The organism is Prevotella heparinolytica (assembly GCF_002998535.1).
Classification (GTDB): Bacteria; Bacteroidota; Bacteroidia; order Bacteroidales; family Bacteroidaceae; genus Bacteroides; species Bacteroides heparinolyticus.
The window spans coordinates 3,098,719-3,119,880 of record NZ_CP027234.1 but is presented as its reverse complement, the minus strand read 5'-3'; the positions used below and the strand labels follow the sequence as shown (position 1 = coordinate 3,119,880).

Here is a 21,162-nt window from a genome sequence, read left to right as displayed (position 1 = left end):
ATCCTCTCTTATATTATATTCTGTTCGTCGGGTATTATTTCAACTCATCGCAATAATAACTCATTTGTCCGCCCGTATCGCCAATTTCCACATCGGCCTTATACCAACTGATGATTTGTATTTTGAAATACCTCTGCCCGTCGGCCGTGCGCACCACGTATGTATGAAACGAGGGAGTATAAACGGGTGGCGGACCGGAAAAAGTCATCGCCTTTGCCAATACAGGGTTCGCATCCGTCAATGTGGTTGCTGGTCCCCGGTTAGGGTCAAACCATGGGTTTTGCTGGAAATCCAGTTTATGAGCGATGAGATATTTGTTCCAGTCATTGCGCGACATGGTGATGTACACGGAGTGGTCGTCTACAGCCCATTGGATATCGGAAGGCAATTGCGATACGGTTTGCCACTTTTCGTACGCCCCGCTTCCTAAATCGGCGGCACCGCCCTGTCCGTTCCCCGACGTGCCGCTGTTTGTACGCATGCGGTAGCCGCAAAAAGCCAAGTCCCAATCGGTCCGGTCTTTTTGCTCACCCTCGGTGATATCGGCGTTCACTTTGTATCGATTGAATATTTGTCCGGTTCGCAGGTTGATATATAGCCAGTCGTTGGTTACGCCGGTGGTATATCCCGTGTTGCGAGGCAGCACTTTTCCCGTGAAAGGCTCTGCGTCATAATCAACGCAAGAAGCCAACGTGAGGGCAGTCCAAAGTATTGTCAGAAAATAATGTTTCATTTCTTTCGTTTTAATAATTTCACAATATCGTCTACAAGGAATTCTACTTGCACATATCCTTTCGCCCCGGCAGTGGCAGGCACGTTGAACATAGTGATGCCCGAACCCAGCGTATGGGGAACATAATTGAAAAGATTGTCCACTCCCACCGCCAGTTTCACCTTGTTATGGAAAGTCTGCACAACAGAGAGATTGCAGAGCACATACGTCGGCAATGTGCAACGGAAATATGCGTCGTAGCTCTTTTTGTGCTCTTCCACCCATACGCGGTCTTGCACGTCGAAATTCTTTTCGCCCATCAGCGAAGCGCTGAAGATGGTTTTCAGCCGATAGTTCCTCTTATTGAGCGTATAGTCGAGGCTGCCTGTTGCGGCGTGTGGCGATGTGGTGTTCACCTGTATTCCGTCCTGTTTGCTCACATTGACGTAGCTGTATGTGCCGTTGAGTGTCAAATAATCGCATACGTGCCATTTTAAGATGGCCTCCACTCCCAACATGCGTTGGCTGCTCAGATTCGTATATTCAAAGTTATATTGCATATCGTAGATGTGCCAAACGCCTTCTATCTTTTTTCTGAAGAAGTTGCCGTATGCGTTGACATTCACGAAGAACCTGTCGCGGCTGTATTCTGCACCTACAGAGAAGTAATTGTTTTTCTCCGGTTTCAGTTCCTCGTTTCCTTTTATTTGGAACATTCCCAGATGATCCCAATTGAAGAACAGCTCTTTGATGCTGGGCGCGCGATAGCCCATCGAATAATTGGCGCGTATGGCCCAATGGTTGTCGGGCGAATACTTCACCGCCACTTTGGGCATCCACATGAAACCGAAAGCTTCGGAGAAGTTGGTTCGTACGCCTGTCGAGAGCATCCACCGGTCGTTGGGCGTCCATTCCTCTTGCAGGAAATACTCTGTCTCGCGCAGCGAACGAGTGGTCATTTTTCTATTTACAAAGCGGTCGCTTGTCAGGTCATCGCTGATATGCTCCACGCCGAATATGATGTTGTGCCCTTTGAAATAATCGCTTGTCAGTGTCAGGCGGGGCTGCAAGATACGGCTTTTGTATACTTTCTTACGTGTGTCGATTCTTTCGTGCCGCTTGAAGCGGTCGTAAAAGTCGCTGTGCATGCTCATGTTGACGGTGAACCAGTCTTTCACACTGTACTTCACCTTCAAGCCTGCCATGAAATCGCGGCTTTGCGAGAAGTTCATGTCCTGTATCAGGTCGTATGAGTTCATGAAAAACATCGAACCATATGCCTGAACGGATAGATTCTTGTTGGGTTCATAATAGAACTTCTGTGCAGCGGAAATATGCTCTGTTCCCTCGATGCCCATCGGCGAACGTGTTGCCACGCTCTTCAGTGTAATGTCGTGTGGCAGAAAAGGGTTGGCCTCCTTGGTGTACACCTTGATGTCATTATCCGCCTGATACATGTAGAAAGCGTCGCTTTCGCTATACCACACATCCGTCTGAGAAGTAAAAGCCTTGTGTTTGACACCTGCCGACAACCATGCCTGAAGATTAGGGCGATCGCTGTTTTTCTCGAACATATACAGGAAATCTTTCGGAGAGGGATTCTTATAGTTACGTTCGTTCATCTGTGCCCAGCGCACGCCCGCCTGTATGTCGAGCGGTTTTACGGTTTTCTTCGAGATGAGATTAATCACGGCTCCCGAAGCCCTGCTGCCATAAAGCGTGCTGCTTGCGCCTTTTACTATCTCCACGCGATCGATGGCATGCAGGTTGAACCGCTCATAATCCAAATTGCCGGCCATGTCGCCGGTCATGCGCTCGCCGTCTTGCAAAAAGAGGACGTGACGTGCGTCGAGCCCCTGCATCGAAATTTCATTGCCGAAGCCCACTTTCTGTATGTTCATTCCCGGCGTTTCCTGTTGCAGGGCATGCTGCAGGTCGCTGTATCCGGCATCCACAAGTGCCTTGCCCCCCAGCACTTGTGTGGTGATGGGTGCCAGCTTGATGGGGCGTTCCGTGCGCGACCCTGTTACAACAACATCGTTCAGGTGTATTACGTCTTCCTGCATCGTAATTGTTGCTTCATCTATTGTCGGCGGGAAGCTGTCCGTTATCGGAACATAGCCGATTGCGCTCACCTTATAATATATGTTTTTCCCTTTTTCGGCCTCTATAACAGCCTTTCCCTCCACATTCGTTATGCAGTGCAGGGCTTTCGCCATGTCTTTGTGAGTAGAAAAACTGATGCTTGCCCCGATTAAAGGCTGTTGCGTCCCTTTTTCCTGCACAGTGATTTTTACCCTATGTTGCGCCTGCGTGTTTGCTGCAACAAGCAGGCTACATAGAGCAAAAACAATGTATTTCATTTGCATCTTTATTTCTGTTTTTATCTTTTTAAGAAAGTAATTGATGATTAAAGATTAATAAAATAAAGGATTATCGACTTCCATACCCGGCGTGTATGATTATCGAATCTTCGGGATTCTTCTCATTGTAAAGAATTCCTTCTAATTTAACATCAATAATGGGATCCATATAGGAAAGCCAAGTAACGTTTGTTATTTCGACCTTGAAAGGATTACGGCTGTTGGCTTCGTAAATTATATTGCCATTTGGAAAGGCTTTGGTTAGTTTTATATTACTCTCATACCATGCTTTCGGATCAAAATCGTATGTACCTAAGTAGCGTACACCGACATTCAATTTATACAGTCTGATATAGAGTTGAGTCTTTTCGTCAATGCCAATACCCGTATTTAGAATATTTATAGAATCAATCCCTGTCCATGCTTGTTTTGCATAAAAGCTCTCGCGTATGCTATAAATAGGCATGGATAAGTTATCGGTACGCTCACTGTTGTCCAACTGAACATATTTTCCGTTGACAGAACCTTTAAAATATCCCCAATACGAATCTTTCTCTTTCGATCTATCATTGAGTGATGTATCTTCATCCTTTTTACAAGATGAAAATATAGCGATAGTGTATACAAAGAAAAAGAAAGGGAAAATGATTTTAGCTTTCATTTGATATATACCGTTTTTGGGGATTATTTGTAAGTGATACTTATAAAGGATTTTATTTGATGAAGACTTTTCCGCTTTCTTTACAATCCGTGCTCTTTTTTGTAGGCCTCCAAGTCCCTTTCATATTGGGCAAACTCTTCCTCGTAATTCTTGATACGGTTTTTGTCGATGGTTTGTAAGAAGCATTCGGAGCGCACACTCATCATGTTGTAGTCGACAATAAAGATGAGTTCTTCCGTCTTTACATTTAAATAGCCTATAACGCCGGCTCCGCTGCCTTTCTGTACTCCGGAATCGTCTTTGTTATCTCCGGTGACACTTCCGTCTTTACCGACGAACTTTATCCACCCGTCGCCTCCATATTCATTTTTCTCATAATAATTTAGCTGCATGAACTTGCATTTGCAAGAGAAGTAGACTATTAGCGGCATTTTACCTACGGAGAATCCGTTGAGTGACAATTGCATACTGTCTTTTTCCCATTTGAAGTTAAATTTCGTAGGGCATCCTTGGGGAAGAAGAGTTTTGTCAACACCACTCATTGTGGCTTTTGTTGACAACACAATGTCTCCGTTCAGTATAGTCTTTGCCTTTTCGAGGTATTCTTCGTTGGCGGGCTTTTGGTCTAACCTTTCGTCACTGCTGCAAGACGACATTCCCAAGAATAAAAGAGCCAAGAGACAAATATTCCATTTTAATAATTTCACTAACATACTTATTTAGTTATTTAATATTATAGTTTAGACTCATCTTTTCTTCGTTGATATCTTAATTCACGATATAATATAGTCTTTGCCTCGTTGACACATTCTGTATCGGTTTTTCTCTTTTTATGGTCATCACTGTTACACAAAAGAACCAAAAAAAGAAAAGCATCAAGAGGCAAAGACACCACATTAAAACATCTTATAGGCATTCTCTCTGATTATGGTTGGAGAGTTCCGTCAAAGGTTACAGATGCAGGGAATATAGGAAGAGATTGCCAACCGGCATAAGTATTAAGAACAAAATGCAAATTATTATTTACTAATGTACCGGTTAGGCTGCTCAGTTTTATATTAATTGAACCTCCTATTGTGAATGCCAAATATCCTGCTACACCATTTATAGGTGTACTTGAGGTAATGACACCATTGTTAATTGCAATATTAACATCAACATAGATGGTTCCGGGCATTTTCCCGATAGGACCAACTTCGCCTGTCAAACGATATAGATTGTTACCAAGACTTGTTAATTCAAAATCTTGACCTGTAACATTATCGTATAACTTTCCATTCATCGTGACGTTACTTAACGTTCCATTATAAGAACCAGCTTGTGCATTAGCGTTGGTAACTATTCCCAAAAGGCACATTACCGTTAAAACGGTAGAAATCATAAGTTGTTTCATAGATACTAAGTTTTAATTATTATTTAATAAGTGATGACCATGTAACTCCTCTTATTGCAGGTTTGAAGTAAAGGGTTGTTGATTCCATCAAACGTTGAGGATTCATATTGACAAAATATTTCTTTATAAAATCTTTTGTAACTTGTCTGTCGAATGTTTTTTGAGTACAGCCGTAAGTTGTAACATTAAAATGTGTGTGGAATTCTGTTAAGTTTGGGTAGACAATAGCACAATCTTCCGGTAAATCGCCTATTCCCAATGTCTCTATTAATTTAAAATTAGACAAGTCTACTTTCTTGAAATTGGTCAAGTTGGCCAATATAATCTGCCAAGCCCGTAATCCTGTTTTAGAAGGTAAAATGATTTCCGTTAAGTCTGGGCAATCTATAAAAATTAAAGCAGAGCCATGAGGTCCATTCTGTTCCATTTCTATATCTCTCTGACCGAATTCTGAACTTTGGCTTAAATCAACTTTTTTAAGACCGGTTGATGTTGTCCAGCTTATAGTTGTAAGTTTTGTAGCATTTTTAAATTCCATTCCATCCGGCACATCTACATTTGAAATATACATGTATGAAATACCAGAAGTCAAGTTCATGTATGGAAGTTTTACTTTTTTAGACAATGCTATAGTAAAAGTTTTACCTTCCCAATATGGGTTCTCAATAATATATTGCACGCCTTCCAATGTTTCTGCGCTCTTTACTCCATACGCTTTGTTCAAGACACAAGCATTCAGCTTATCCTTAATGCTTAGTTGCTTATTTATATCTATATGGATGCCGTCGTCGGCAAAGATGCTTGAAAAATGTTTTTTGAAATTTGCCCTGATTTTCTCATCGGGAACAGTGCGCAACGTGTTGTATTTGGAGAGTGCGCCATTATCATCTATCATTTTTACATCCATTTTGCCCGACTTTATGTTTTCTTCGTTTTTGCGATAGAAACGCACGAGGTCTTTGATGTTGAACTTAGCCTCCGCAGGCAAGTAGAGTTTAGTGATGTCGCGCAGGTTGGTGACTGTTTCATCGCCATTTTCCTCCACCTCCACTTTTACCAGATTATCATAATTGTGTATATCGTTACCCGTAAGGTCGATACCGGTAATCTGCTTAGGCAGTTTGGCAAAATCGAACGACGGGCCGTAGCCGTTATCAGAGAGTTTCACCTCTTTGAGGTTGGGAAGAATGTCCAACCCCGTGAAGTCGGCAATTTTTGTTCCGCTTAAATCGAGTGACACCGTTGCGTTGACCTTGTCGTTAAGCTCTAACTTCCCCTCTTTGTCGAAAATATACCCTTTGGATTTTAAAACTGTCATCAATTCGGTATTTTTCAATACAGTAGCACTGTAAGCAGGACCGTCGTCCTTGCTGCAGGAACTGAATCCTAAAATAAAAGCGGCCATTAAAGGCAATACAAATTTTCTTGTTTTCATTCTGTTAAAAAAATAAATTATTTCAGAACAAAGGTAATGGTGCTGTAAAAAACATACAATACCTTAAAATTATGATTTTGCGGAATTTATATCCTTATTTATGGGGATGATTCTTCCGGGTTCTGGTAAGATTAAAATTATATTTAAGGGATAGAAGCACGTAGCTTCTGATTTGCGGGCGATAGGATTCGTGATAGCTGTAGGCGGTTATAGAGCGGACAAGGTTGTTTCGTCTGTTCAGAATGTCGTTCCAACTGAAAGAAAGCATTGCCTGCTTCTTTTTGAGGAAGCTCCACGAAACGGCCAGATTCCACAGCCATTGGTCGTCGGCACTTGTGGCATAGGTGCCGCGTCGCAAATAGCAGGCGGCATCGCTTCTGGCTTCTATATTATAAGGCAACTCTATGCTGCCGCTTATGCCTATGTTATAATCACTGGTTTCGAGAAGCGTATCAGTCAGGAGGTTATGCGAACGGTACGTCTGCCATCCTCCGCTCAGTTCGATGTATCCCCACTGTGGCTGATAACTACATTTCAGGTTGATATTGTTTCCTGTGGTGCGCGTCCTGCTTTTGGTTGCTTCCGTTTGAGCATTTTCATTGAAAAGGCCGACCGAGTTCTGAATAGAAGCCCTTGCTCTTGCCGAAACAAGGAATTTCCCCAACAGTTTCTGCCATTGCAGCATGCCCTCTGCCAGCCAATTGCCGTCGATATTGACTGTGCGGTAAGTGCGTGCCCCCGTCTTATTGTTGTACAGCACCTCCTCGGCGAAATCGTTGAACGTATTCCGGAAATTACCGGAAAGCGTCAATCCGGTTTTGTTTTCTTCCAGATTGACTCCGAACTGTTGCCGGTAGGAGGCTTTTAAATGGGGATTGCCTATCCTTATGGATAACGGATTACTTATGTCGCCCGATGTGAGAAGCGAGTGTATGGAGGGTTGTGTACTGTTTCCGTTATATTTGAACTCTATCGCCATTTTGCCCTTTCGCCGTTTGGTGCTGAAGTACGGTTTGTATTCCGTTGCCTTGACGGTTGTGTCTATGGATGCAGAAAAATTTTTCCGGCTTATGTCTCGTCGTTGCAGTTCGATTACAACGCCGCTGGTGATATGCCATGATTTGCCTTTATAGTCCATCCTCAGCGTAAGCTCCTGCCCTGTTGTGGTGAGTTTGCTTTCATTGCTCAAGCTGTCTATGCGTTGTTTCGTTTGCGCAATGTGGTCGTAGCTGTCGAGGTTGTTGCCTGTCTTTCTGCATAGCACCCCATAGCCTGCTTGCAAGCGTAAACGTTTATCGACAGGTTGCGTAAGAAGCAGGGAAACATGGCCGTTATGCTGATTGGAGGGCGTTTCTTGATATAGGTTGCGTACAAGCAAAGAATCGTTGCCCGCCGTATTTTTCAACCGATGGTATCGGGTTTGCGACAGGCTGACGCTTTCCGTTCGGGTTGAATTTCCATTGATGGCGGCCGTCAGGCTGACGGAGGTTCCGGATTTATTCAAACGGCGGGTAAAATCGGCCGACAGGTTATAGTTTGCTGCCTTGCTCGTGGAGCTGACTTGCAGCATGCCGGAGGTCAGGGGAAGTATGGCAGAATTCTTCTCGTACAGCTCCGTCTTGTTGTCGGTTTGACTGGCCGTTTGCCCACGGCTTCCGTTGGCATTGACATTCAAAAGGGTTTTCTCGTCGATTTTATAACTCATGGAAAAGTTGGCAAAGTCATTATGATTCTTTCCGGACACCAATGAGGATGATTCTTGGTGCTTCGTGCCCGATGAGAGGTATTGCTCGTCGTAGTCGTCGCTCTCGCTTGCGTTGTGGAAAGAGTTGACGGACACGCTTCCGTTTAATGTAATCTTCTTACCCATCTTCTTCACGATGTTGCCCGACAGCATATTCTGGAAATTCCCTTTCAGGGCGTTCATGTTGCCAAGGTTATCGCTACGGGCCATGAGAGAAATGTTTTCACCGTTGGCGTTGAACATGTTGGCCTGCGCTTCGTCCCGCCGTTTGCCGTGGTTTCCGTGTTCGGCGGTCAACGAACCGGAGAGGCTTCCGTTGTATGTGCTTTTTGTTTTTATGTTCAAGACGAAATCTTCCGATCCGTTGCTTACTCCTGTCATCTTTTCCATCTCCGAAAGCATGTTGTAAAGTTGCAGCAGCTCTACGGCGTCGGCAGGCAGATTTTCCAATGCGGCTGCGATGTCGTTGCCCATAAATGTTTGACCGTTGATGTTGACTCCATTAAGCAGTTTTCCATTGAAGGAGAGCAGTCTGCTCTCCTTGTCAAAATCCATTCCAGGAATCTTCTTGATGAGGTCTTCCAGCTTCGCCCCCTTATGTACTCGCAGGTTGTGGGTGTTGATAAAAGTGGTGTCCCGCCTCACGTCGATAAGTTTGCGCCGTCCGATGATAACGACTTCGTCGAGCAAAACTTCCTTGAGCAGCGTATCTTTTTCAATGCCCGAATAAGAGGAACTCACAGTGCGTTCATGCACGGAGGAATATGCGGAAATCAGCCCGAGTCCCCACACCATGATACCTATTATAAATATCTTTTTATGCATTTGCCGCAAAGGTAAACGGGAAAAAAGTTTCATGCAATACCTTATTCTTGCGATTTTTTAAAGGTATACCCCCATTGTATGTCAGAACGAACGATTTTTTAGTGTCCTTTTTTGAGTTTTATTTTACATTTCAGAGGAAACACACACACGCTTCCCGATGCTTTTTTATTCACTCCCTGACTGAACGGGATTCAGTCGGCGACTGAAACCATTTCAGTCAGTGAGTGAAACCATTTCAGTCGCCGACTGATTGTACCCCTCTCAGAACACCTTCTCGATGGGGGTATGAGTGGCTTGCGGCATAAGCCGGGTCATGGTAATAAATAATTATATTTATTAAAAAAAAGTTCCTATGTTTAAAATCGGAAGTGACGGATAACATAATATAGCCCTAAAAAAGCTATACCATTATAGTTAACTTTGTAAGTGATAACAACAATATTAACTCATAACGATATAGCTTATGAAACGTGTACAAAGTAACACATTAGATTTCAGTGGTCAAAATATTTATGTAGGAATTGATGTCCACCTGAAGAGTTGGTCGGTTGCAATTTTATCAGAGCATAGTGTTCTGAAGCGATTCAGCCAAATTCCGGAACCGGAAGCATTGCACAAGTATCTTGTCAGCAATTATCCGGGCGCCAATTACTTCTCTGTGTATGAAGCCGGATTCTGCGGCTTTTGGATACACGAGAAACTGATGGATTTAGGAATAACCAACATCGTGGTCAATCCAGCCGACGTTCCGACCATGAGTAAGGAAAAACTTCGTAAGACGGATGCCGTGGATTGTAACAAGCTGGCTCGTGAATTACGTTCCGGTTCGCTGGTAGGAATATACGTTCCCAAGGCGGATGTCCTGGAAATGCGCTCTTTGATAAGGATGAGAAACCTGATTGTAAAAGACAGCACCCGTGCGAAGAACCGCATCAAGTCATTGCTTCGTTTTCATGGAGTGGATATACCCGAAGAGTTTACCCGATGCTCGATAGGATGTTGGTCAAAATGTTTCCTGACTTGGCTTCATTCTCTCGAACTCTCAACAGAGTATGGCAAGAAGACTTTGGAACTGCACCTGGAGCAGTTCGTGCGTTTGCGTAAGTGCTTCTTCAGGAAACACGTGCCATCCGTGAGATATCACGTAACGCACCTTTTGAGAGGCCGATACGTCTTCTGACTTCTGTTCCCGGAATAGGCGTTACTACAGCTGCTACCCTGATGGTTGAACTTGACGGTATAGTCCGTTTCAGGAATGAGGACCATCTGGCTTCCTTCATCGGTCTGGTACCCATGTGCCATTCGAGTGGTGAGAGTAACGGCACAGGAGATATAACGGTACGTCGCCATTTCATGCTCCGCTGCCTGTTGGTGGAAGCTGCATGGATTGCAATCCGTAAGGATCCTGCAATGACTGTAGCCTATACGGAATACCGTAAACGTATGAATCCCCAGAAGTCAATCATAAAGATTGCCAGACGGCTTGTAAACAGAATATATTATGTACTCAAACATGAAAAGGAATATATACCGTGTGTTGTCAAATGATACAGAATCCTATAAGGTAAAACAACTTTCTTTTGAGGAAAATACTATCATTACTTTGCGGCTTTGAAGTCCGCTTAAAAAAGTTTGTAATCCTCATTAATGGTTTGACTGATAAAGGAACTTGCAGCCCCTTGTGTGGTGTCTGCTGTGGAAAGTTTGTTTTACCATAGGATTATGGTTAGGTTTTCTTAGCCATATCAGACGATATCAGTAATACAAAAAGAGAGGCGTGTAACCGCCTCCCAAAGTAGCATTACTGCGTACCGTTAGGATGCTTATTGCTGGTAGGTTGCTCCTCAGCAGAGCCTACTTCCTCTTAACATCCTGACAAAAAGATATGAAACTAAAGTTAATTATTAATGAATTATCCAACTTTGTTTGGATTTTAAATGGAAAGTTGCTGGACGGCGTTTATCCCGATTTTGATAAGGAAGAGTACCTCAAGGGAACGTTGGCTCCGGTGTTCTTCGGCTCGGCACTGAATAATTTCGGTGTGGAGGAACTGCTGAACACCTTTGTAGAGATTGCTCCCAGCCCTCGTCCCGTGATGGCCGAAGAGCGTGAGGTTGAGCCGGAGGAACCCAAATTCACCGGATTTATCTTCAAGATTACCGCCAACATCGACCCTAATCATCGCTCCTGCATCGCTTTCTGTAAGATATGTTCCGGCAAGTTCACGCGCAATGCTCCCTATCTGCACGTGCGTCATGGCAAGACGATGCGTTTCTCGTCGCCCACACAGTTCATGGCGCAGCGAAAGACCACCGTCGACGAGGCATGGGCGGGAGATATCATCGGTCTGCCCGACAACGGTACGTTCAAGATTGGCGATACGCTGACCGAGGGCGAGATGCTGCACTTCCGCGGCCTGCCCAGTTTCTCTCCTGAGATGTTCAAATACATTGAGAACGCCGACCCGATGAAGCAGAAACAGCTTGCCAAGGGCATCGACCAACTGATGGACGAAGGTGTGGCGCAGTTGTTTGTCAACCAGTTCAACGGTCGTAAGATTATCGGCACGGTGGGACAGCTCCAGTTCGAGGTTATCCAGTATCGTTTGGAGAATGAATATAGTGCCAAGTGCCGTTGGGAACCCCTCAGCCTCTACAAAGCCTGCTGGATTGAGAGCGATGATGCCGCAGAGCTGGAGGCATTCAAAAAACGTAAATACCAGTATATGGCTAAAGACCGTGAGGGCAGGGATGTGTTCTTGGCCGATAGCGGATATGTGCTTCAGATGGCTCAAATGGACTTCAAACATATTAAATTCCACTTCACGAGCGAGTTCTGATTGCTTTTTAGAAGGAGCGGTTATGGTCGGAAAGACTCATTTCTGTGGAAGTGATATTGCTTTAGTGTTTACTGACGAAAAATTCTGTGGCTATGTCAGCATAGCAGAAAAAGCGAGTAGAGTGGATCTTGATGACATCGGTATGGAATGTGCACCGATTTTGCCTGCTGAGAATGTCTTTAGATGGAGCAGTATGGGAATAGTTATAAGCCGTGGCAAGATAGCGTAACTGTATAGTGTCTGACTTCTTTGAGAGCCAAGGGTTACGTAGTTGCTGCAAGCAAAGAAAAATGGCAAGGTAGCGGCATTGTCCCTTGATAGTTGCCAGCCGATGAATACGGCTGCGTCGTGCCTCTGCATTGTCGAGCAGATTGAAGATGAAGCCGTATTCCTTTGCTAACGGCGAGTTGTTCCATTCGCGTTCCACGTCTTCGGCAAACGATGGCTTCATCTGGAAGCGGCCGATGGAAAAGTCTGCTTTCTCTTTACCGCCTGTGACGTAAAACACATTAACGGCGGCTGTCTCTATCTCATCTTGCCACATCGAGTAGCGTAGCAGTTCGGGGAAAATGACGGCCTCTGCCAGGCGAGCATTTACTCCGAATTCATCAAATACACGTTTCCACTCTGTATGGTGTTCGTCTACGTAACGTTCGGCCGTACTCCAGCCATTGCCGAAATATGCGCGATGGTTGGCAAAAACAGTGGTGTTGCCCACAAAGAGCAAACACCACAGCATAAGTATGTGTTTTTTGTAAGTCATCTATAGTTTGTAAGTACATTTCACAACCTTATCCTCATCGAACATGAGCCATTCCAAACGGTCTGATTGGGGTGAGAAGACAAGTGGGGTGAAGGTCATCATACCGTTGAAAATCAGTTCACCTGACCGGCTGTATTCCACCGTGCGCTTTCCGCTTCGGCTCTTGTAGATGCCGTAGACCGGAGTATCGCCATTCTTCACCTGATGCTTGCGTCGTTTGTCGGTCTGCTTGTTGAGGTTGTTGAGTTCTTCCTCGCAGATTTTTCTTATCTTTCCACACTCCCAAACGGCATATTCTGTCCCATTGTCCTTTGTGTCACGTTTAAGCAGCAGCGGCCATTCGCATCCGAAGCCACCGACACCTATCCTTGGCAAATCGGAAGCAGTTGCACCACGGCCCACCGGGTAGCCACATTCCCAAGAGCAGAATGTCCAGCCTTCCGGCAGCTGGTACAGAACCTCAGAGCATACGGGCAGCGAGAACGATGCGGCCGGTAGTTTGTCGTAGGCATTTTTCAGCAGGTTTCCCACATTGATAACGGCATTCATATCCATACGACCTATGACACATTCGGGTAATTCACCATCGGCCACCAATTTTCTGCTGAGACGTATCATTTCAGTGGTATACTTCTTGCTTTCGTCAATCTGCCGTTGCAGTGAGGCGCGATATTCCTTGGCGGCCTCTAAGCGGTAGCTGTAGATTAGTTTGTCGGCCTCGTCGTAGAGCCGCTCGATCTCGATAGCGTTATCTGTGTCGCAAATCTTCTGCTTGATGACCTCCAGTTTGCCGGCATACTTTTTGGCGATGCTCTCGTAGCTGTGGTTTTCCTCATGCATGACAAAGCGGATATGGCTCTGCGCCAGCTTACCCATCTTTGCCTCGTAACTGCTGAATGCCTGTGTCATCTGCTTTGTCTGGTTGCTGAAGTTACGTGTATTCATAGCTATTTGCTGCATTTGTTGGATAAACTCTGGATGTGCTTTGAGGTAATCCTCTTGCTCTTTTTCACTCATTTTCTCAAGCTTTTCCAAATCCATACTGCCCGGATTCGTGCCGGTGATTTTCATCATCACTTTCTCCCGGATAGGTTTCTTCTGTACTTCTGTGACACTTTCGTCATTCAATATTGTCATTTCCGTCTTAGTCAGCCCGAAAAGCTCTTGCACCTTGCGTTCCCACTTGTCGCGCAACACTTCTATTTCTGCATCCGAGCATCCGGTGGCATTCTTCTCCAATTCCACAGCGCGAGTCACCACCGAGAGGATGTGCCGGAAATAGGTATCACGTTCCTCCATGGTGCTGCGAGCCATTTCCTCTGCCGTGGGGAGTGGTGGAAGTTCGCTCATCAGTGTTGATGCCGATGATGCGGTGCTAGGCTTGATAATACCATCCCAATTCAAGGTCACGGTACGGCGTTTGGGCACTATATCGCTTCCCGAGGGGACACTGATATTATTGCCATCTGTCTGCTCCACGTTTTCTCCGCTTTCCTCTTGTCGGTCTGCTGTGAGTCCTACAGCCTGCTGCGCTTTCTGTTTCAGTTTCTTCAAAAAGCCCTGTGCATCGGCTTCTGCCGGCACAAGCAAGGCCGCACATGCCAATGCTACGATTAATATGTTCTTTATCATCATTGGAATTTATCGGTTGATTCTTATTTGCCTGATTTTTCTTTTATTGCTTTCTGCACATTCTTATCGTCAAGTGCTTTCTCTGCCTCGTTGATGACAGCATCCAGCGATTCCTGTAGGCCTTGGCTGATGCTGAGTGTGATACGCGATGGTGTCGCTGCTCTTTGTTCTTTCAGATCGCAGTCCACCATGTAGAATATTCCGTCCTTCACAAAATGCCAAGTTACCGATGTCCAAGGCTCGCCAAAACCGTCCTTGAGCCCTATGACCTTGTTTATCGGCTTTTCTTTCAAGGCCTCTTCCTTTGTCGTCGCATTGTCTCCGAATCCCACAACGCACTTGCCGCCTTCGGACTGTTTTGCCGTGCTGTTGTACAATTTGGTAAGGAAAGCGTTATACTCTTCTATGGTAATCTCCCCACTGTCTTCCTTCATAAATGTACCGTAAGCCTCGTTTTTATTGTTTGCAAAGAGCCCTTTGACGTAATACTTCCCTTTTTCGTTTTTCTCCTTGTATTTGAAGTCGGGAGTTGCGTCATTCACATTCAGCCCGAAAGCCTTGAGTGCCGCTTCAAATTGTTCTGTACCATTCATCTCCCCGAAGTCTTTGGACATCTCTTTTGCGACTTCCTGTGCTTCTTTTTCCGCTGTATCTGAGTTTTTTTTGTTCCCACAGCTTACCATCGTGGCGATACAGGTGATGAGTACCCATACCTTTGTTATCTGTTTCATTATCGTTGGTGTTTTTGTTAACAATTATTTCTTAATGAACTCTACACGGCGGTTCTTGGCGCGGCCCTCTGCCGTCGAGTTGTCGGCCACCGGCTCATGCGAGCCTTTGCCCACGGCTTTCAGGTTGAAGTCGTTCACGCCCATTCCGGCCAGTGCCTTGACGATGGTCTCGGCACGCCGCTGCGAGAGCGAGTCGTTGATTTTGTCAGACCCTTGGTTGTCGGTGTGTCCCTGCACCTCAAAGCGCACGGTCGGGTTCTTCTTCATGTAGTCGGCCACCTTCTGTAGCTCTGCCATCGACTCGGGTTTGAGCGTTGCTTTGCCTATGTCGAAGAGGATATTGTTGGTGACGAACTTGCCTGCCTCTGCCATTGCCTTGTCAATGTCGCCGGCATTGCGGTCGTAAAGAGCCACCGCTCCCTGTCCGATGCGCACATTGCTGATGCACGAATAGGGATAACCCTCGCTGTTGGTGCTCTCGTATTCCATATACTTAGGAGCGAGCATATTCGGCACGTTGCAGAGACGTTGTCCATCGAGATATAGCTTGAAAGCTCGCTTGTTGAAAGAGATAGCGAAATGATGCCAACCAGTCTTCAACTTTCCAGACAGATCCTGCTTTCCATAAGTGCTGCCCTGTGTTGGTTTCTGGCAGTTCCAGGTCACTCTTGCCGCTTGGTCATTCGGGCGATACCAAATTTTGACGTATGCGCAACGGTTGTTGTGCGTATTGATGTCTGCTTCCCTGCTCATCAGCCGAAGTTCATGGTTCATGTCCTCGCCTTTATTGGCGATATAGACATCCCATTCGATGGTGAACTCCTCGGGCAGGTAGTTGTACTGGTTCTTCTTCATCAATGGGAAGAGGGTGCCGTTCTGCGTGAACTTGGCCACCTTGCGGTCGCCTATTTGGGCAACTTCCATTGAACCGCCGTCCAAATCCCACTTGCTGGGGAACTCACCGACTTGCTCGCCCGAAAAGTTATCCTCGAAGAGCACTACGGCACCCTGTACAAAGTCGCTCTTGCTCTGGGTTACGGAAACATCTGTTTCTATCGTGTCACCAGCATCGCCATGAGAACCTTTTTCTTTTTCTTTCGTCTCACCTTTCACGGTATTGTCCACTTTTTCTTCCGCACTGTCAATGGTCTGGTCTATGGTGCGGTCCACCTTTTGTTCCACCTTGTCCTTTACTTTCTGCTTCACTTTGTTGAGCAGTCCACCAAACTGTGCGTGGGCACTCATGCCGCCTACTCCCAATAGGAGGATGACAAGTACTAAACGGATACTTTGTTTCATATTTTCTCCTTTTTTAATAAGTGATTACTAAGTGTTTTGTAACAAAGATAGGAGGGGAAAGGTATAGATTGACTACCCAAAAGGGGGGAAAGATGAAAGGATGTGCTATATTCCACCTTTTTGGGGGGTGTGTTATCAGAAACATTGTCTATATTTGCGAATAACATGTACTGTTTCTCAGGGCTTTTTATTAAAAGAATAATGAAGCAAGTTTATTTCTTACTTTCCATCCTGTACATGCAGGCTATGACATTGCCTGCATCGGCATATTCCGACCACCGTAATCGAAAGGTAGATTCGTTGGAAAACGTGCTGCGTAAGGCTCCGCCTAAGGACAAGGTGGATTGTCTGAGGATTTACAATGACCTGGCATGGGGGTATTTGGAGATTAACGAACAGAAATCGACTTATTATGCCGACTGCGGCATTGCGCTGGCACAAGAAGTGAAAGACTACCGTAAACTGGCGGATTTATATCGTATTAAGGGTATGCATCATTGGGGAAACTCACGTTATGGGCAGGCGAAGGCTTGCTTCGACAAGTCGCTTGATGTGTTAGGACTGATGCGCAAGAGTGGAAAGTATGACGAAAGGACGATAGACGACACTGAATCGTCCATTTACGGCAGCATGGGCAATCTCTATAATACGTGGGGAAACGACGCAAAGGCAATCTATTACTATCTTCAGGCTCTGAAGCTATTCCAGAAACATGGTTGGAAAGAGAGTGAATCGATAGCCTATAGCTGTATTGCCGAACTCTATTACGGCATGGGCAACCTCAAGCGGGCGGAGACCTATCTGGCCAAAGGTATTGCCGCAGCCAAGACGACCCGTGATTCACTGATGCTTTGTAATAACTATAGAGGTATGGCCAAGATTCATATGCAGCACAAGCAGTACGAAAAGGCCGAGCGGTTAATGGACTTCGTCTACCGCTATACCTTCAGTCATCCCGATGAGGAGGGCAGTTCACGTGGCGACTGCCTGCTCTGCATGGCCGATATCTATCTTGCCAAAGGCGACCTGAAAAAGGCCGAGCAAGTCATTGACCTGCATGAGACTATGAACCGCGATATGCACCGTTCCGAGGCTTCTTTCGAGTGTCAGAAGGCACAATTGGCCATGTTGAAAGGTGATTGGACAAAGGTTTGCGAACAGGCCAAGCGTGCTTTGGAAGAAGATGGGCAGGCACCTGAGATAGGGGTGGCGGCTGCATGGCTGTTGGCCAAAGCTTACGCTCATATGGGCGAGCCGGCTAAGGCGGTGAGCATGATGGACAAGGCCGACTCGCTTCGCACCCGGCAAGCCAATCATGCCTATCAAACTTCGCTTGCCGAGCAGGAAGTACGGTTCGACAGTGAACGCAAAGATATCAAGATTGAACAACTGGTGAATGCCCGTGCCACCTATCTGATGCTATTCCTTGCAGCAACGCTGTTGGTGGTATTACTCATCGCATTGTTTTTTTATCGCCGTAAAGCGAACAAGCGGCAGAAGGAGTTACTTACTGCTCGAATCATCATGGAGACAGAGGTGAAAGAACGGCAAATGTTGGCCAAGGACTTGCATGATGGACTTGGAGGTATGTTGTCACTTTTGAAGTTGAAGATCCGTGAACAAGTGACGGGTGAGCCGTTGCGGATATTGGATAAGTCGATTGCCGACCTGCGACGCATCTCTCATCACATGATGCCGGAAGAGTTAATCACCCATGGATTGGAAGTGTCGTTGCGTGATTTTGCCGCTTCAGTACCTGGTGCCCAATTTCACTTCTTCGGAGAGCGCAACCACCTGCAACAGGACGTAGAGTTAGTGCTCTACCGTTGTGCCTACGAACTGGTGAACAATGTCATGAAGCATGCCGCTGCCGCCCGCATTGACATTCAGCTTATTCAGCAGTCCGGAAGTATCATCCTCACAGTGAGCGACAACGGAAAGGGCTTTGATGTCTCACAAGAAACAAAGGGCATGGGATTGCAGAATATCCGAGCGCGCATCGCCCGTTACCAAGGTCGGATGGAAATTATCTCCCATATGGGAGAAGGAACGGAAATAAATGTAACAATACCGCTATGAACTATAAAATAGATGTCAATATCGCTGACGATCATACGATGCTTACCGAAGGATTAGTAGAAGCCATCAATTCCTATGATAAAGTGCATGTCAGTCGCACCTTTGCCACCTTGGAGCAGTGTAGGCGGACACTCTCCGTCCGCATGCCTGACGTATTATTACTCGATATATCCATGCCCGACGGTAGCGGAATCGATTTCTGTCGTGAGGTTGTTGCGGCATATTCTTCTGTGAAGGTCATAGCTATCAGCAGCCACGATGAATACTCTATTATTCAGAAAATGATGAGTAGCGGGGCTCATGGCTACGTGTTGAAAAATATCTCCGTACCAGAGCTTGTTGCTGCTGTTATCAGTGTTTATCACGGAGAGCCGTATGTCTGCGAGGAGGTGAAGGGCATCATGGCTAAAGGTGCTTCAGAGGAAATCTACCTTACTGAGGTGGAAAGGAAGATACTCCGGCTTCTCTGCGAGGGATTGACGAATGCCGAAATAGCAGACAGAATTTACTTGAGTCATGAAACTGTCAATTGGTATCGCAAACGGCTGCTCTCGAAATTCAATGTCAAGAACACAGCAGCCTTAGTTGCTGTCGCACTGAAGCAGTTGCTGATTTGAATAAAGACTCATTGTTGCTGCCGAAATTCAGGGGGGGACTCTATCTTTTTTATCCTTGCAACTTTTCTTTTGATTTTATTTTACACATTCCGGAGAAAGAACTCTTGTTGCCCGGTGCTTTTTTATTCATTTCCTGACTGAACGGGATTCAGTCGGCGACTGAAACCGTTTCAGTCAGGGAGTGAAACCATTTCAGTCGCCGACTGATTGTCCCCCTCTCAGAATACCTTCTCGACAGGGGTGGTGACTTAGGGCATAAGATGGTGCATGGTAATAAATAATTAGTTATAGGAACTTATCAATCTAACCGATGAGATTAAAATTGTTCAAAACTTGGCAGTAGAACTAACTATTGATTGCTGAAAAATAAAAGTGTTTTGAGGCATCAAATTATTATTTTAATGCTTTATGACATTAAGATTCTCCTTTTAGTCGCTTTATTTCTTCATCGAAATCTGAAATATACTCTGCATCTTGTTTTTGGCGAAAGACCTCATACTCTTGCTCTGCTTTCAATTTTGCCTCCAATGCGGAAATGCTTCCTGGACTTTCAAGCAGAGGGCGCCCGGCTACTGTCAGAAATCCATCAAGTAAAATACTCCAATCGCGCATAGTCATAGGAATCTCCTGCTCGGCGCGATCTTCTGCCAAGTCAAGATAAGCAGATACAAGGCGGTTGATAGCCGTCATGTGCTTTTGGTCGAGATAATTCTTGACTATTGTAACATCAGACTTCATCACTTTCCCGTCTGGCGCGTGTCTCCATGTGGTCAGTCCCATATGGGGCTGATTCGCATCAGCCTTATCATAGATAATCTCTGCTGCCGTCTGTCCAGAAATAGCCCAATGCAACTTGTTTTGCACTGATGCAAAGAAAAGCTTTGTCTCCGGCGCTTGCTTATCGTAGTCAATCGACAGAGCATAAATATCCGTAATCTTTTGATAGAAGCGTCGTTCGCTGGCACGTATCTCACGAATATCTTCAAGTAAATCCTTAAAATAGTCATGCCCGAACCGTTCACCTTGCTTCAAACGGTTTTTATCAAGCACATAGCCTTTGGTAATGAACGAATTGAGTACTTGTGTTGCCCACTTCCGAAAACGTGTGGCTTGTTCCGAATTGACACGATACCCCACAGCGATAATTGCGTCCAAGGGGTAGAATGTTACCTCACGTGCCACTTGGCGAGTGCCCTCGTTCTGAACTATTCGGAATTTCCGAATAGTTCCTTCTTCCGATAGCTCTTCTGTGCTAAATATACTTTTCAAGTGTTCGTTAATGGTGCTAACATTCACATTGAATAGTTCAGTCATGCGTTTCTGTGTAAGCCAAAAAGTGCCGTCCTCATAACGCACTTGGATGCTTACATCGCCATTGTCGTTAGTATATAGTATTATGTTGCTCTCCATAGTTGAAGTTCTTTTATGTTTTTAGTCCGATGCTTTATTTCGATGGATTGCTCAAGTACTCATACTCCTTTTTGTATCGCTCCACTCGTGCAAAATCTTTCTTTGTGGGATTAGGTAAACGAGACAAATCCATATTGTGAGTAAGGTCATGCAACTTTACTGCCGTTGTAAGAGCATTAGCCCCTATAAGATGAATATACGTTTCTCTATCAGGAACTATATGGTGATTGAGCAATCGAAGAACTGTTGCAAGATCTTCTCTCTCCACGTCGGGTAATGGGGGTTCCAATTCGGTGTCCAATAAATCCAATACTTCGTCCACAGTATATGGGCAGTCCTCACTCGCATCATGGAGATACCCAACCACTTGTTCCTGCCAAGTTCTTCCCATTGCAGCGACAGCAGATAGATGCCCGCTGAAATAATCCATTCCGGCTTTATCTACTTTTCCCTTGTGTAGCCGTTCGGCTAAGTGTGCAGCACTAATTGTTATGTCTTTCACCATTGTTATTATAATTCATCACGTTATCAATCCATTTTGATTCTGTTGTTAATAACATTTCGTGTTAATTGCAGGTAAAGAAACTGGACTGCCCTTGATATAAATTTATCGTCATTTTGGGATTGATAGATTTATACATATATGTACTGTTTCATTC

The 21,162-nt window shown here is 45.3% G+C and carries 15 protein-coding genes and 2 pseudogenes; 4 read left to right on the top strand and 13 right to left on the bottom strand.

Going from position 1 to position 21,162, the window contains the following annotated elements:
• Window positions 1-34: 34 nt before the first annotated feature.
• From C3V43_RS12410 to C3V43_RS12380, 7 genes are all read right to left on the bottom strand, one after another.
• Entirely contained in the window at window positions 35-733 is a 699-nt protein-coding gene (locus C3V43_RS12410) for an HmuY family protein (protein WP_106039972.1), read from the bottom strand.
• A complete protein-coding gene (locus C3V43_RS12405) occupies window positions 730-3,075 on the bottom strand; it encodes a TonB-dependent receptor (protein WP_394336142.1) in 2,346 nt (781 codons plus the stop codon). Before C3V43_RS12405 ends, C3V43_RS12410 begins: the two co-directional genes overlap by 4 nt.
• Before the next feature lie 70 nt (window positions 3,076-3,145).
• Window positions 3,146-3,736: a DUF5025 domain-containing protein gene (locus tag C3V43_RS12400; protein ID WP_106070053.1), complete on the bottom strand. Its 591-nt coding sequence runs from the start codon at window positions 3,734-3,736 to the stop codon at window positions 3,146-3,148.
• An 80-nt stretch (window positions 3,737-3,816) separates the two neighbouring features.
• Window positions 3,817-4,449, bottom strand: coding sequence for a DUF4903 family protein (locus tag C3V43_RS12395; RefSeq protein WP_106070052.1), 633 nt, complete (start codon window positions 4,447-4,449; stop codon window positions 3,817-3,819).
• A gap of 212 nt (window positions 4,450-4,661) precedes the next feature.
• The gene (locus C3V43_RS12390; RefSeq protein ID WP_106039976.1) at window positions 4,662-5,129 is read right to left on the bottom strand and encodes a hypothetical protein; all 468 of its coding nucleotides are present in this window, start codon (window positions 5,127-5,129) and stop codon (window positions 4,662-4,664) included.
• A gap of 19 nt (window positions 5,130-5,148) precedes the next feature.
• Complete coding sequence (locus tag C3V43_RS12385) at window positions 5,149-6,564, bottom strand: hypothetical protein (protein WP_106070051.1); 1,416 nt, start codon at window positions 6,562-6,564, stop codon at window positions 5,149-5,151.
• Window positions 6,565-6,658: 94 nt separating this feature from the next.
• Window positions 6,659-9,133 (bottom strand): outer membrane beta-barrel protein, encoded by a 2,475-nt coding sequence (locus tag C3V43_RS12380; protein WP_106070050.1) that lies wholly within the window; start codon window positions 9,131-9,133, stop codon window positions 6,659-6,661.
• Between the two features lie 463 nt (window positions 9,134-9,596).
• Between C3V43_RS12380 and C3V43_RS12375 the strand changes: the two are divergent.
• Window positions 9,597-10,681, top strand: a pseudogene (locus C3V43_RS12375) (IS110 family RNA-guided transposase).
• A gap of 394 nt (window positions 10,682-11,075) precedes the next feature.
• Window positions 11,076-11,972: pseudogene (locus tag C3V43_RS12370) on the top strand (peptide chain release factor 3); the annotation flags it as partial.
• Window positions 11,973-12,033: 61 nt separating this feature from the next.
• Here the strand turns inward: C3V43_RS12370 and C3V43_RS12365 are convergent.
• Genes C3V43_RS12365 through C3V43_RS14975 form a run of 4 tightly spaced genes read right to left on the bottom strand, consistent with a single transcriptional unit; the run spans window position 12,034 to window position 16,397 of the window.
• Window positions 12,034-12,711 (bottom strand): hypothetical protein, encoded by a 678-nt coding sequence (locus C3V43_RS12365; protein ID WP_106039979.1) that lies wholly within the window; start codon window positions 12,709-12,711, stop codon window positions 12,034-12,036.
• Between the two features lie 24 nt (window positions 12,712-12,735).
• Window positions 12,736-14,370, bottom strand: coding sequence for a BAR domain-containing protein (locus C3V43_RS12360; RefSeq protein WP_106070048.1), 1,635 nt, complete (start codon window positions 14,368-14,370; stop codon window positions 12,736-12,738).
• Between the two features lie 20 nt (window positions 14,371-14,390).
• A complete protein-coding gene (locus C3V43_RS12355) occupies window positions 14,391-15,098 on the bottom strand; it encodes a hypothetical protein (RefSeq protein WP_106039981.1) in 708 nt (235 codons plus the stop codon).
• A gap of 24 nt (window positions 15,099-15,122) precedes the next feature.
• A complete protein-coding gene (locus C3V43_RS14975) occupies window positions 15,123-16,397 on the bottom strand; it encodes an OmpA family protein (RefSeq protein WP_106070047.1) in 1,275 nt (424 codons plus the stop codon).
• Between the two features lie 201 nt (window positions 16,398-16,598).
• Between C3V43_RS14975 and C3V43_RS12345 the strand changes: the two genes are divergently transcribed.
• Together C3V43_RS12345 and C3V43_RS12340 are read left to right on the top strand one after the other, a co-directional pair.
• On the top strand, window positions 16,599-18,476 hold the full coding sequence (locus C3V43_RS12345; RefSeq protein ID WP_164996250.1) for a tetratricopeptide repeat-containing sensor histidine kinase: 1,878 nt from the start codon (window positions 16,599-16,601) through the stop codon (window positions 18,474-18,476).
• Window positions 18,473-19,093, top strand: coding sequence for a response regulator (locus tag C3V43_RS12340; protein ID WP_106039984.1), 621 nt, complete (start codon window positions 18,473-18,475; stop codon window positions 19,091-19,093). Before C3V43_RS12345 ends, C3V43_RS12340 begins: the two co-directional genes overlap by 4 nt.
• A 414-nt stretch (window positions 19,094-19,507) precedes the next feature.
• Here the strand turns inward: C3V43_RS12340 and C3V43_RS12335 are convergent, their stop codons facing one another.
• Both C3V43_RS12335 and C3V43_RS12330 read right to left on the bottom strand, forming a co-directional pair.
• Window positions 19,508-20,503 (bottom strand): virulence RhuM family protein, encoded by a 996-nt coding sequence (locus C3V43_RS12335; RefSeq protein WP_106039985.1) that lies wholly within the window; start codon window positions 20,501-20,503, stop codon window positions 19,508-19,510.
• A gap of 34 nt (window positions 20,504-20,537) precedes the next feature.
• Window positions 20,538-21,008 carry a phosphohydrolase gene (locus C3V43_RS12330; RefSeq protein WP_235655850.1) on the bottom strand — a complete coding sequence of 157 codons (471 nt, stop codon included), beginning with the start codon at window positions 21,006-21,008 and terminating at the stop codon, window positions 20,538-20,540.
• Between the last annotated feature and the right edge of the window lie 154 nt (window positions 21,009-21,162).

What these genes read in the sequence shown, in the direction of transcription:
- C3V43_RS12410 (WP_106039972.1), bottom strand. Translation starts at nt 733, where the DNA reads ATGAAACATTATTTTCTGACAATACTTTGGACTGCCCTCACGTTGGCT.
- C3V43_RS12405 (WP_394336142.1), bottom strand. Translation starts at nt 3,075, where the DNA reads ATGAAATACATTGTTTTTGCTCTATGTAGCCTGCTTGTTGCAGCAAAC.
- C3V43_RS12400 (WP_106070053.1), bottom strand. Translation starts at nt 3,736, where the DNA reads ATGAAAGCTAAAATCATTTTCCCTTTCTTTTTCTTTGTATACACTATC.
- C3V43_RS12395 (WP_106070052.1), bottom strand. Translation starts at nt 4,449, where the DNA reads ATGTTAGTGAAATTATTAAAATGGAATATTTGTCTCTTGGCTCTTTTA.
- C3V43_RS12390 (WP_106039976.1), bottom strand. Translation starts at nt 5,129, where the DNA reads ATGAAACAACTTATGATTTCTACCGTTTTAACGGTAATGTGCCTTTTG.
- C3V43_RS12385 (WP_106070051.1), bottom strand. Translation starts at nt 6,564, where the DNA reads ATGAAAACAAGAAAATTTGTATTGCCTTTAATGGCCGCTTTTATTTTA.
- C3V43_RS12380 (WP_106070050.1), bottom strand. Translation starts at nt 9,133, where the DNA reads ATGCATAAAAAGATATTTATAATAGGTATCATGGTGTGGGGACTCGGG.
- C3V43_RS12365 (WP_106039979.1), bottom strand. Translation starts at nt 12,711, where the DNA reads ATGCTGTGGTGTTTGCTCTTTGTGGGCAACACCACTGTTTTTGCCAAC.
- C3V43_RS12360 (WP_106070048.1), bottom strand. Translation starts at nt 14,370, where the DNA reads ATGATGATAAAGAACATATTAATCGTAGCATTGGCATGTGCGGCCTTG.
- C3V43_RS12355 (WP_106039981.1), bottom strand. Translation starts at nt 15,098, where the DNA reads ATGAAACAGATAACAAAGGTATGGGTACTCATCACCTGTATCGCCACG.
- C3V43_RS14975 (WP_106070047.1), bottom strand. Translation starts at nt 16,397, where the DNA reads ATGAAACAAAGTATCCGTTTAGTACTTGTCATCCTCCTATTGGGAGTA.
- C3V43_RS12345 (WP_164996250.1), top strand. Translation starts at nt 16,599, where the DNA reads ATGAAGCAAGTTTATTTCTTACTTTCCATCCTGTACATGCAGGCTATG.
- C3V43_RS12340 (WP_106039984.1), top strand. Translation starts at nt 18,473, where the DNA reads ATGAACTATAAAATAGATGTCAATATCGCTGACGATCATACGATGCTT.
- C3V43_RS12335 (WP_106039985.1), bottom strand. Translation starts at nt 20,503, where the DNA reads ATGGAGAGCAACATAATACTATATACTAACGACAATGGCGATGTAAGC.
- C3V43_RS12330 (WP_235655850.1), bottom strand. Translation starts at nt 21,008, where the DNA reads ATGGTGAAAGACATAACAATTAGTGCTGCACACTTAGCCGAACGGCTA.